The 13,020-nt window shown below is 36.6% G+C and carries 7 protein-coding genes; all 7 read left to right on the forward strand.

Annotated elements, in window-relative coordinates:
• Positions 1 to 72: 72 nt before the first annotated feature.
• The 7 genes from pelA (at position 73) to QLS97_RS09575 (ending at position 13,009) form a co-directional block, all read left to right on the forward strand.
• The gene (pelA, locus tag QLS97_RS09545) at positions 73 to 2,121 is read left to right on the forward strand and encodes a pectate lyase (protein WP_282716242.1); all 2,049 of its coding nucleotides are present in this window, start codon (positions 73 to 75) and stop codon (positions 2,119 to 2,121) included.
• A gap of 409 nt (positions 2,122 to 2,530) precedes the next feature.
• Positions 2,531 to 4,978 carry an L-rhamnose mutarotase gene (locus QLS97_RS09550; protein ID WP_282716244.1) on the forward strand — a complete coding sequence of 816 codons (2,448 nt, stop codon included), beginning with the start codon at positions 2,531 to 2,533 and terminating at the stop codon, positions 4,976 to 4,978.
• Positions 4,979 to 5,085: 107 nt separating this feature from the next.
• Entirely contained in the window at positions 5,086 to 6,150 is a 1,065-nt protein-coding gene (locus QLS97_RS09555; RefSeq protein WP_282716246.1) for a Gfo/Idh/MocA family protein, read from the forward strand.
• Positions 6,147 to 7,727 carry a sodium:solute symporter gene (locus QLS97_RS09560; protein WP_282716248.1) on the forward strand — a complete coding sequence of 527 codons (1,581 nt, stop codon included), beginning with the start codon at positions 6,147 to 6,149 and terminating at the stop codon, positions 7,725 to 7,727. The genes QLS97_RS09555 and QLS97_RS09560 overlap by 4 nt, the downstream gene beginning before the upstream one ends.
• 1 nt (position 7,728) lies before the next feature.
• Positions 7,729 to 9,930, forward strand: coding sequence for an alpha-L-rhamnosidase-related protein (locus QLS97_RS09565; protein ID WP_282716250.1), 2,202 nt, complete (start codon positions 7,729 to 7,731; stop codon positions 9,928 to 9,930).
• A gap of 3 nt (positions 9,931 to 9,933) precedes the next feature.
• Positions 9,934 to 11,619, forward strand: a complete 1,686-nt coding sequence (locus QLS97_RS09570) for a glycoside hydrolase family protein (RefSeq protein ID WP_282716251.1) — start codon at positions 9,934 to 9,936, stop codon at positions 11,617 to 11,619.
• 193 nt (positions 11,620 to 11,812) lie between these two features.
• Positions 11,813 to 13,009, forward strand: coding sequence for a glycoside hydrolase family protein (locus tag QLS97_RS09575; protein WP_282716252.1), 1,197 nt, complete (start codon positions 11,813 to 11,815; stop codon positions 13,007 to 13,009).
• Positions 13,010 to 13,020: the final 11 nt, after the last annotated feature.

Raw genomic sequence — 13,020 nt, forward strand, 5'->3', positions numbered from 1 at the left:
TTCTTATGAACCTTAGGCTTTAGATTTTTGCAAAATAATATTTTTCTAATATATTAATATCACAAAATAAAAGTGAATTATTTTCAGAACATAGTAATTGCATTAGTATTTATTTTCAGTATAAATTCGAGTGCCCAGCCACAAATTCTTAACAAATCATGGAAAGAAGTTGTTAATATTAAAGAAGGAACTTGGTTTGTTTCCGCTGAGGCAAAAGATATAGCCGAAAATGTATTGTTATATCAGCGCAATATTGGTGGATGGCCAAAAAATATCCAAATGCAAAAAACGCTTTCGAAGGATGAAAAGCAAAATTTAATTGCGCTTAAAAATGATCCTAACGAAACTACCACAGACAATGGTGCAACGTTTCAACAGATGATTTTTCTTTCTAAAATCTATAGACAGGTACCAGATGAGCGATATAAAAAAGGATTTCTTTTAGGACTTGAATATTTATTGGAAGCACAATATGATAATGGTGGATGGCCCCAGTTTTACCCGTTAAAAAAAGGATATTATACACACATCACATACAATGATGATTCAATGGTGAATATTCTGAATGTGTTAAAGGAAATTGTTGATAAAACAGATTTTTTTTCAATTAAACCATCCCAAGAAACGGTTAAAAGAGTCAAAATAGCATTTGATAAAGGAATAGATTGTATTGTAAAAACGCAATACAAACAAAATGGAGTGTTAACAGGCTGGTGTGCACAACACGATGAAAATACCTTTACTCCGGCAAAAGCACGTGCTTATGAATTAGCTTCTTTAAGCGGAAAAGAATCAGCACAAATTGTGTTGTTGCTAATGTCAATTGAAAACCCATCCAACGAAGTAATAAATGCAGTACATTTTGCTGTAGCCTGGTTTGATAAAGCAAAAATAAAAGGGATAAGAGAAGATCGTTTTTATGATGAAAGTGGTAAAATAGTTGACAAGAAAATAGTTTTAGATACAAATGCTCCTGATATATGGCCTCGTTTTATGGAACTGGATAACAATATCCCTTTTTTCTGTGATCGGGATGGTGTAAAAAAAGGGTCATTAGCGGAGATCGGAGCAGAACGTAGAAATGGATATTCTTGGTATACAAATGAGCCAAAAGAGGTGTTGAAAAAATATGAGGTGTGGAAAGAAAGATACTTTATTGGAAAGACTAAGGTTGATATAAAACAGAATAAAGTACCCAAAGACGATTTTTATATTACGGTTGCCCAAGACGGGAGCGGAGATTATACAAGTATTCAAGACGCGATAAATAACACACCCTCATTTCCTTATAAACGCGTTACAATTGTTGTGAAAAATGGAATCTATTATGAGAAAATAAAGATACACGAATGGAACACCAATCTTTCATTAATTGGTGAAAGTAAAGAAAAAACTATTATTACCTATGATGATTATTTTAGTAAGATAAATTTAGGAAGGAATAGTACTTTTTATACCTACACGATTTTAGTTGAAGGGGATAATTTTTTTGCTACTAATCTAACCATACAAAATAGTTCGGGAGAAGTGGGACAGGCCATTGCATTATCAATAAATGCTAATAAAGTAGGGATTACAAATTGTAATATTCTAGGGAATCAGGATACTTTGTATGCTACGGGAGAGGGAAATAAACAGTATTTGAAAGGTTGTTATATAGAAGGGACTACTGATTTTGTATTTGGTACCGCAACAGTTTTATTGGAAAACTGTACCCTTCACAGTTTGAAAAATTCTTATATCACCGCCGCCGCTACACCTGAAGGGACTAAATACGGTTTTGTATTTAAAAATTGTAAACTAACAGCTGATGAAAAAGTAACTGAAGTTTATCTGGGGCGCCCTTGGCGTATTCATGCAAAAACGGTTTTTATTAATTGTGAAATGGGAAAACAAATAAAACCCGAAGGGTGGTATAATTGGTTTAAACCCGAAGCTGAAAAAAAAACATTTTATGCAGAATATAATTGTAGCGGATATGGATTTCAACCCGAGAAAAGAACAATATGGTCTCATCAATTAACGAAATCAGAAGCTAAAGAATATACAAATGATTCAATACTTGGTATAAATTCAAAGGGAGTGACTGATAAATGGTATGAAAAATTTGATCGTAAATAGCAGAAAGATGAATTATAGGTTACTTGTTCAGTTGATCGGCTCAAAAAAAAACAATTTATTCTAATAGGTAACCCTACTTAGCAGGTAGGTGCAGGATACTTTTCTGTTTAACCAACACTAAATTGTAAACCCAAATGCATTCAAAAATATTTATATAAGTTTAAAATTAATTTTAGTAGTCAATGTTATTTGGATGTTTTTTTCTTGTAAAGAAAAGGTTGAATTAGTTGAAATAAAAACTAGAGACAATACTTTAATTAGTCGCTTGACGGGTTTGATTTTACTAGAAATTAAATTTGAAGAGAGGATATGTATTTTGATAAAATTGTTCGATAAAAAAATAAAATACCACAAAATGGATTTAAACTGCTTGCGCAAAATAGTTGTGTTTTTTTTAATGATATATACTATGTCTTCAGTTAATGCTGCTGAAATTTGGGTTTCTGCTCAAGGAAATGACACCAATATAGGAACAAAATCTAGTCCTTTGGCTACCGTACAAATGGCATTAAGAAAAGCCAGAGAATTACGTCGCCTGAAAGATCCTTCAATAAAAGATGGAATTCATATTATAGTAATGAATGGCACTTATTATTTAGAGGAAGCTTTGTTTGTAAGACCCGAAGATTCAGGAACCGCTGAAAGTCCCACTACTATTGAAGCTGATGTAAATGCAAAGCCCATACTAAGTGGCGGATTGGAAATAAAAAACTGGAAAAAATATTCAATTGCTATAAATGGTTTAAAAAAAGGTATTGTTTGGGTGGCTGATGCGCCTGAAAAAGCAGGTGAAATCATCAATTACCGACAGTTGTGGGTCAATGGAAAAAAAGCGGTGAGAGCCAAAAGTACTGCCGGAAATGAAATGGATCGCATTTTATCTTGGGATGCAGCTTCGCAAACCTGTTGGATTCCTTTTAAAGACAAATCCATAAAATTCCAACCTGGAATGGAAATGTTTATTGTGCAATGGTGGTCTATTGCCAATTTGCGTATTAAAAATATCGAAATAAAAAAAGATAGCGCCAGACTTTCGTTTGAACAGCCTGAAAGTCGTATTCAAAGCGAACACCCTTGGCCAGCACCTTGGATCTCAAAAAATAACGGGAATTCGGCATTCTATTTAAACAACGGGATTTCGATGTTGAACGAACCTGGGGAATGGTTTTTGGACAGAAAAAAGGCTAAAATCTATTATATTCCGAGAGCAGGCGAGGATATGGCTTCCGCAAATGTAACGGTTCCTGTTTTGGAAAACTTAGTCGAAGTTAAAGGTACTTTGGATTCACCCGTGCATCATTTTAATTTTAAGGGAATTTCGTTTCAATACAGCAATTGGCTTCGTCCTTCACAGCAAGGTCACGTTCCATTGCAGGCGGGAATGTATTTGTTGGATGCTTATAAATTAAAAACGCCTGGAACACCCAATCAGACGAGTTTAGAAAACCAGGCTTGGGTAGGAAGACCAAGAGCCGCCGTGGAAGTAAATTATGCCAACAATACCCAATTCGAAGCCTGTAGTTTTGAGCATTTATCATCCACAGGATTGGATTTGCATAAAGGAACGAATCACAACACCATCAAAGGAAATTTATTTAAAGATATTGGCGGAAACGGAATTAATTTGGGCGTTTTCTCCGAAGAACCTTTCGAGGCGCATTTGCCTTATACGGTAAAGGATGACAGGATAGTTTGTTCTGATGAATTAATTGCAGATAATCTGATTACCAATGTGGCCAATGAAGATTGGGGATGTTTAGGAATCGCAGCTGGTTTTATTAAAAATCTTACGATTGAGCATAACGAAATTTCGGATGTAGCGTATAGTGGAATTTCAATGGGTTGGGGCTGGACACACACAGAAAACGTGATGCGAAACAATAAAATTCTAGCTAACAAAATTCATCATTATGCCAAACATTTGCATGATGTGGCGGGTATTTACACGCTTTCATCGCAACCTGACAGCAGGATAGAAGAGAATTATATTGATAAAGTGTACAACAGTCCGTATGCGCACGATCCGTTTTTGTGGTTGTATTTGTATACCGATGAAGGAACTGAGGGTTTTACCATTAAAAATAACTGGATTCCAATTCAAAAAACACTCAAAAACCATAACGGTCCTGCAGGGAATATTTGGCAGGATAATTACGCTTTTGTAGATCCTAAAATCAAGGAAAATGCGGGTATTCGACCGCCATACAGTAATCTTGCCAAAGAAGTTGTCGTTGACGAAGCTTGGGGTTTGCAAGAATTGCCAAAAGCAGTTGCCATCGAATTAATTGGGAAGGATTTTGATATTGAAAAAATCAAATCAACTTTAAAAGGTTTCCGTATTGTGGGAGAACAATTGTACCAATGGGAAAATCATTTGGTGATTTATGGTTTGATGAACCAACCCGAAAGAACGAAAAGAAAATTGGCTTTGGCTTTTCCAGCTTTGGAAATTAAAATCTACGAAAACCCAGTTTATGATTTTCAAAATTTCGAAAGATGCAAGGATTCTAAACCGGCATCCGAATGGGAGAATATTGTATTGACAGCGAATTTAGTCGAAGATGTAAAAATGCAAAAAGAATACGTGGATTATCACGCAACCCAATTCGAAAAGTGGCCAGAAATTGCGAAAGGTTTCTGCAATGCCGATTTTCAGCAACTACAGGTTTTCAAAAATGGAAGACAATTGATGCTAGTTATCAGTATTCCAAAAGGAGAAATTCTGGATAAATTGAATCCTAAAACAACCGAGAATAATGCCCGTGTAGACGATTGGAACGCATTAATGAAAAAATATCAAACTGGAATCGAAGGAACAAAACCCGGAGAAACTTGGATGTTTTTGAAGAAGTTGTAGAAAAGAAAAGATAAAAAAGAAAGTATAATGCCAATACTTAATATATTTCAATCCAGTTTCGGCTTCCTCTCCTTCGGAGAGGGCTGGGGAGAGGAAAACTTGAATAAATGTTAAAAATAGCTATTCTTGGTCTCGGAGAGGGACGCAGCACGATGTCGGCAGCTTTGAAAAGCACCAAATTAGAGTTGGTAAAAGTGTGTGATAGAAATGAGGAATTGTGCAAGAAAAGAGCACAGGAATTTGATTTTCATTCTTACACAACAAATTATGATGATTTATTGAATGATAGCGCAATCGATATCATCGCTATTTATACGCCGGATCATTTGCATGCCCAGCACGTAAAACAAGCTTTATTGCATGGAAAACACGTGGTTTGCACCAAACCTTTCATTGACGATCTTTCGGATGCCGCAGCATTATTGGAACTGAGCAAGAAAACAGGAAAAAAGGTTTTTATAGGTCAAAGTTCCCGATTTTTTGAACCTGCAAAAAGACAAAGAGCCGATTTTGAAGCGGGTTTAATAGGTGATTTAATTACAATTGAGTCGCATTACCACGCTGATCATAGATGGTTTTTAGAAAAAGAATGGTCGTTACTACAATCCTTCAAATGGTTGTATGGCGGATTGAGTCATCCTGTGGATTTTATCAGATGGTATTTGCCTAATATTGAAGAAGTAATGGGCTACGGAATGATTAGCAGTAATGGAAGTGTAGCAGGTTTGAAAAATGAAGATACGATGCACTTTATTTTCAAAGCAACCGATGGAAGAATTGCCCGAGTAAGCGGTGTTTATACTTCACCAACCCAACCCGCACAAAGAGATAGCGGCATGAGCGTAATTTTAAGAGCTAGTGAAGGCGCCAGTCAAGCCGATTATCACGAATTGCGATATGCGGTTACTACCAAAGATGGCGAAGAGAAAGTCGTAACTTGGGGCGATGCTACCTTAAAACATTATTTCCGTTTTGAAGGACAAAGCCATCACGCAGGAGAATATCAAAATTACTTGGAATATTTTGTAGATAGTATCGAACAGGATTTCGTGGCTTATCCTAATATGGAAGAAGGCATTGGAACTGTGGCATTATTACAGGCTATGGATAAATCTTTACAAACCGGAATGCCAGTGAAAATTACTGATGTTCTTAACGAATACGGACTATGAACAGCATCTATGATAAGTTAACTACTTTAGATTTTATAATTGTCGCTATTTATTTAGTGACCTTATTGGTCATTGGTTATGTGGTAAGTGTGAAACAAAGTAAGAAAAACGAAACGCTTTTTCTGGCTGGGAATTCCCTTAATTGGTATAACATCGGATTTAATATGTGGGGAACTAATGTTGGTCCTTCTTCCTTATTGGCTTTTGCCAGTATTGGTTATGCCACAGGAATTGTCGCGGGAAATTTCGAATGGTATGCTTTTGTATTTTTATTGCTGTTAGCAATGGTTTTTGCACCGCGTTATATTGCCAGTAAGGTCAGCACGATGCCTGAATATATGGGAAAACGCTATGGCGACAGTACGCAAACTATTTTGGCTTGGTATGCCATGGTTAAAATTTTGGTGAGTTGGTTGTCATTGGGATTATTTAGCGGAGGTATTTTAGTGCGCCAGATTTTAGGAATACCAATGTGGCAAAGTGTGACCGTTTTAGTTATTTTTTCAGGGATTTTTACTTTTGCCGGAGGCTTGAAAGCCATTGCAAAAGTGAATGTATTTCAAATGATTTTATTAATTGTCGTTTCGCTAACGCTTTCGTATTTAGGTCTGCAAAAAGTAGGAGGTATTGAAGCTTTGATTGCTAAAACACCTGCGAATTTTTGGAATTTGGTGCAACCGGCAAACGATGCACATTATCCTTGGCCTGCTATATTGTTAGGTTATCCTGTGGCCGCAGTAGCTTTCTTTTGCACCGACCAATCAATGGTGCAAAGTGTATTGGGAGCAAAGAATTTAGAGCAGGGACAATTGGGGGTTAACTTTATTGGTTGGCTTAAAGTAATGGCATTGCCTTTATTTATTTTGCCGGGGATTCTGTGTTCTGTTTTGTATCCGGAATTAGGTAAAAATTCCGATTTGGCCTATATGACGATGGTTACCAATTTATTTCCGAGTGGAATGAATGGTCTGGTGATTTGTGTTTTAATTGCCGTTTTGGTAGGTACTATTGGTTCGTCACTTAATGCTTTGAGTACGGTTTTTACAAATGATATTTACGTAAAGAAAATCAATCCTTTGGCAACTATTAAGGAACAAATAAAAATTGGTCGCATCACGATTGCTGCCGGATGCGTGTTTGCTATTCTTATCGCGATTGCGATTGACAATATAAAGGGTCAAAATTTATTCAACATTTTTCAGGCGGTTTTAGGGTTTCTTGCTCCATCTTTGTCTGTTGTGTTTTTGTTGAGCATCTTTTGGAAACGCACTACTAAGAAAGCCGTGAACGCTACTTTATCATGGGGTTCTGCCTTCAGTTTATTCGTTGGCGTATTGTATTTATGGATTTTCCCTGCGGATGTTTATTCAGCTTGGCCTCACTTCTTGTTGATTTCATTTTACATTTTTGTTACGCTGTTGGTTGCGGCTATTATCATTTCATTAACCGATAAAAACCCGGAAACTAATTTTGTCAGCGAAACAGATGTTCCTAAAACCAGCAAACGTGTAAAGATATTATTTGCTTTATTGGGACTAACCATTTTGAGTTTATACCTCATTTTTAATTTTAATTAATATGAATACATCTTTGTCTTTATTTCATTCTTTGCGTAACAATTTTAAAATTGTAGTTGGTATTTGCGCTTTATTGTTTTTAACAGAGGGTACTTATGCACAACAAAAAGCTACTTGGATTTGGTATCCGGGTGATTTTGAAGTTTGGTTAAGCAATAAAATGCAAGTAAGACGTACAGAACGCGAAGCTGTATTTCCACCGCTTTGGCAATATTACAGTCCTTATGCCTTGGTAACTTTTCAAACAGAAGTAGATATTCCAGAACCAGACGAGGTAAAAATCTACTCGGAAGGATCTTTTCAATTACTTTTAGATGGTGTTCAAGTTTACGGGCAACCAAAATCAATAAAAATTCCTGCTGGGAAACACAAAATTTCCTTTAAAGTATATAATCAAGAAGTGTTGCCAGCTATTTATATTGATGGTAAGTATGTTAAGTCTGATGCATCCTGGAATGTGACCAATGAAGATAAACTTTGGATTGATGAAACTGGAAAAGCACAACAATCAGGCACACCATGGGTGCCTGTTGGTTCTTGGAATTTTGATTCACCTGAGAATAAGCCTTCCGGGTTTAAGCTAACAACCACACCTTGGAACGCAAAAAAAACAGAAAAAATAGGAGCTGGTGAGTTGGTAGATTTTGGTAAAGAAACTTTTGGTTATATTAAAATTCACGGTTTAAAAGGAAAAGGTAAAGTAGCACTTTATTATGGTGAATCCCGTGAGGAAGCGCTGGATTCTGCCAGATGCGAAACACTAGACCGTTTATCTTTTGATGGAAATCAGTCTGAAACCTACACACACGATGGATCGAAAGCCTTCCGCTATGTTCAAGTACAAGCGGATCCAACGGTAAAATATGATTCAATTTCGATGCTTTATGAATATTTGCCATTAGACTATCGTGGGGCTTTCAAATCTTCGGACAAACAATTGAATCAAATTTGGGATGTGTCGGCTTACACGATGCATTTAACGTCTCGCGAATTTTTTATAGACGGGATTAAACGCGACCGTTGGGTTTGGTCTGGCGACGCTTATCAAAGTTATTTAATGAATTATTATTTATTCTTTGATTCGGCTTCCGTAGAACGAACGCTGTTGGCTCTTCGTGGTAAAGAACCTGTGACGGCTCATGTAAATATCATAATGGATTATTCGCTGTATTGGTTTGTGGGTGTTTACGATTACTATTTACACACGGGCGATACGAAATTTATCAAAACTTTTTATCCACGAATGAAATCACTTATGGAATTCTGTTTAGAAAGAAGAAACAAAAACGGATTCCTGGAACCACTAGAAGGCGATTGGGTTTTTATTGATTGGGCGAACGGATTACCAAAAACCGGCGAGGTTAGTTTTGAGCAAATGCTTTTAGCGAGAAGTTTAGAAGCAATGGCAGTTAGTGCTGAAATTGCAGGTGAAAAGGATGATCAAAAAGAATATCAAAAATTAGCTGCTGATTTAAAAACAAAATTATTTGATGTGTTTTGGGATAAAAAAGAAAACGTCATGAAGCACCAGCGTATTGATGGTAAAATGCAAGATATTGTAACTAGATACGCTAATATGTTTGGTATTTTTTTCAATTATTTCAATGAAGAACAAAAACAAAGTATAAAAAAGAAGGTGTTACTCAATGATAAAATTCTTCAAATCACAACACCATATATGCGTTTTTACGAGTTGGAAGCATTGTGTGCTATGGGCGAACAAGATTATGTGTTGAAAGAAATGAAAGACTATTGGGGAGGAATGTTAAAAGAAGGCGCGACAACATTTTGGGAAGAATACAATCCGAACAAAAAAGGAACAGAACATTTAGCGATGTATGGACGCCCTTATGGAAAAAGCCTTTGTCATGCTTGGGGTTCTAGTCCAATTTATTTGCTAGGAAAATATTATTTAGGCGTAAAACCCACTACTCCGGGTTATGCTGAATACGAAATCAAACCAAATCTAGGTGGATTGGAATGGATGGAAGGAAAAGTGCCAACGCCAAAAGGAGAAGTAAACGTATATTGCAGCAAGGCAGTAATCAAAATAAAAGCCGCCGAAGGAGAAGGAAAATTGATTTTCGAAAGTCAATCAAAACCAAAAACTAATTCTGGAACAATTACGGAATTGTCTAAAAATAAATACCAATTAACGGTTAAACCGAATGTGGGGTACCAAATTAGTTATAAAGCACTTTAAAAAATGATTCAAAAAAGTAAATATATTTATTACCTATTCTTGATTTTTTTGAGCTTTTCCGTTTTGGCTCAAGGCCAAAAAAACGATAGGATTAAAAATTCCAGTTGGCAATCAGCTCCTTTTGAAGTTGTAAATTCGAATTACAAGACATTCAAAATGACTCAATATGCACACGTATTCTCGGGGAGTAAACACAATGTTGTCCGAATTGCACCAGAATTGCAAGGTTTAAAAGGCGTGGAACTTCCTTTGGATAAATATAAAAACGGAACGAATACTCCATTAAAACTAAAATTTAAGGAGCCGGTACAAGTGCTTATCGGGATTTTTCAGGAAAAAAATAACGCCGAATACCTACAATTAAATAATCAAACTAATGCCAAATTAGTTCTTGAAAACGGAGCCACAATAACGGGTTTGCCACCGATTAATGTGTATGCGATTTCTTTTCCAAAAGGAACCCATATCATTAATCCCGAAAGAAAAGGTTTGTTTACAGTTTTGGGTGTAATCAAAAACAATCAACAAATAGTTTCCCGTAATACGGAATTTCCTGATGGAAAACTTTGGAACCCAACATTTATCGTGGAAGGATTTTCAGACGAGAAGCCACTTTTTGAAATTATTGGTGGAGAAAATAAACCAGTAATTGATGAAGGATTTCCTGATGCCGAAGGAATTCAAGGTGGTTTTGAAGGCGGTCGTGTTGTAAAAGTTGGCGATACCTACCATATGTTTCCAACGGAAAGAGCTGGTGAAAAAGGGGTGGAAATGTATTACGACCGTGTAAAAACTAAAATCGGACATTGGACAAGCAAGGATGCAATTCATTGGAAAAGACAATCGACTATTTTACAAGCCAGCGGAACGTATGCCATCACCGAAGATGATAATCCAATGAACGATCGTCGTGCTGCAATTTGGTCATATATGCCTGTTTTCAACGAAAAGGCAAACAAATGGTACGGCTATTATTTAGCTTATACTGTTCATAAAGAGATTCAACCAAATCACTCTTTTGGAAGAATTTGGAGGTGTGAATCAACTGTTGATGGAATCAACGGAATTGGCGGTCCCTACAAAGATATGGGAATCATTATGGAACCCGGTTTGGATTCACAGCCTTGGGAAGGGCGTCAGGGTGTGGCCTCTTTTTTTCCGTATCAAGTGGGTGATAAATGGTTCGGATTTTATAGTGGAGCCTATCCATTTGAATCTTGGGCGGATTATCCGAAGAAATCAGGAAAAGGCTGGTTTGTGGCATTGGCCGAATCGAATAGTTTAGAAGGGCCTTGGCATCGTTTGAATAAAGGATTAGAACCTATAAAAACGATACATCCGTCATTTGTTGAAAATCCAATAGTAAGTCAGTTGCCAAACGGTTTGTACATCGCTATTTTTGATGGAGGCCCTGAAGGCTGGGGGCATCATCTACCGAATATGATTGGATATACACTTTCAAAAGATGGAATTAATTGGGGTGAAGCACGCTATCTGCCAATAGAAACTAAAGTAGATAAATGGTGGGACATTATGCGTACGCCACTTTGTTTAATTCCTGAAGGAAATGATGTGTACACGATTGTTTATAATGCCATTGATTTGAAAAAAAGATTTCACCCTACAGGAATGGTAAAAATAAAACTGAACAGAGAAGTTATGGAATCGAGACTGAAGGAATTGGAATAAAAAAATGGAACGCGGATGACACGGATTTACTTCGTAAAAACACGGATTAAAACGAATTTTTCAAGTGTAATCTTTGTCAAAGTTCAAAACTTTGGCAAAGATGTTAAGAATGAAAAAATAAGAAATCCGCGAAAATCCGCGAAAATCTGTTTCATCCGTGTCCCATTGAAGCAATTGTAATTAAAATTAGAAAATGAAAAATACACCGAAATATCTCGTAATTGGAATAGCAGCTTTGTTAATAGCGAGTTGCGCCACAAAATTCAAGAAAAGAGAAATCACCGATGGCGTAATGCAGGAGATTTATAACGAAATCAAAACGCCTTATAAATACGGTTTGGTAATGGTGCCAACGGATAATTCCTATAAAATGGATTGCCCGAGCGTATTCAGGAAAGACGGAAAATGGTTCATGACCTACTTGATTTATGGAGGAAGAGGCTACGAGACCTGGTTGGCTGAAAGTGATGATTTATTGCATTGGAAACATTTAGGGAAAGTAATGTCTTTTTCTGAAACCCCCATCAAAGAAGATTTTTCTACCGATGAAATGAAAAAGGGGGTTCTTGACAACCAAAATTTAAATAAAGCTTCGGAAAAAAATGAAAAACATTGGGATGCGAATCAAAAAGCGGGATACATTTCATTACAAGACCCAACTTGGGGCGGAAGCTACGAATGGAAAAAGTACGATGACAAATATTGGATGAGTTATTTTGGTGGCGAAAGCAAAGGTTATGAAGCCGGAGTATTGTCTATCGGGATGGCGTATACCAAAGAATCACCGACAAAAGCACACGAATTTCAACGTTTAGACAAACCGGTTTTGACTCCAAAAGATGCTGATGTGAGTTGGTGGGACAATAGTACGATGTATAAAAACACGGTGATTCGGGACAAAGAAAAAGTTACGGGACATAATTTTATCATGTACTACAACGCTCGCGGCGATAGTTTGAAACCGGCAAAAGGCGCAGAAAGAATTGGAATGGCAGTTTCTGATGATATGAAAAACTGGAAACGCTACGGCAAAAATCCATTGTTGAATAATCACAAAGGAATTACTGGCGATCCATACATTCAACGAATTAATGACACTTGGGTAATGTTTTATTTTGGTGCTTTCTGGAAACCGGGAGCTTTCAATCGTTTTGCTGTTTCGAATGATTTAGTTCACTGGAACGACTGGAAAGGGGAAGACCTGATAAAATCATCTGAACCTTATGATGATTTATTTGCCCATAAATCTTTTGTTGTAAAACACGACGGAGTTGTATATCATTTCTATTGTGCGGTAAATAAAGGAGAACAAAGAGGAATTGCAGTAGCAACTTCGAAAGATTTAGGTAAAAGTGAAATGAATTTTGTTGTTTTAGAAAAGAAGAAGTAGAGTATTAAGTA

The organism is Flavobacterium yafengii (assembly GCF_030010375.1).
Lineage (GTDB): Bacteria > Bacteroidota > Bacteroidia > Flavobacteriales > Flavobacteriaceae > Flavobacterium > Flavobacterium yafengii.

Excerpts from the sequence above, each read along its gene's own strand:
- QLS97_RS09565 (WP_282716250.1), top strand. The coding sequence starts at position 7,729 with ATGAATACATCTTTGTCTTTATTTCATTCTTTGCGTAACAATTTTAAA.
- QLS97_RS09555 (WP_282716246.1), top strand. The coding sequence starts at position 5,086 with ATGTTAAAAATAGCTATTCTTGGTCTCGGAGAGGGACGCAGCACGATG.
- QLS97_RS09550 (WP_282716244.1), top strand. The coding sequence starts at position 2,531 with ATGTCTTCAGTTAATGCTGCTGAAATTTGGGTTTCTGCTCAAGGAAAT.
- QLS97_RS09570 (WP_282716251.1), top strand. The coding sequence starts at position 9,934 with ATGATTCAAAAAAGTAAATATATTTATTACCTATTCTTGATTTTTTTG.
- QLS97_RS09560 (WP_282716248.1), top strand. The coding sequence starts at position 6,147 with ATGAACAGCATCTATGATAAGTTAACTACTTTAGATTTTATAATTGTC.
- QLS97_RS09575 (WP_282716252.1), top strand. The coding sequence starts at position 11,813 with ATGAAAAATACACCGAAATATCTCGTAATTGGAATAGCAGCTTTGTTA.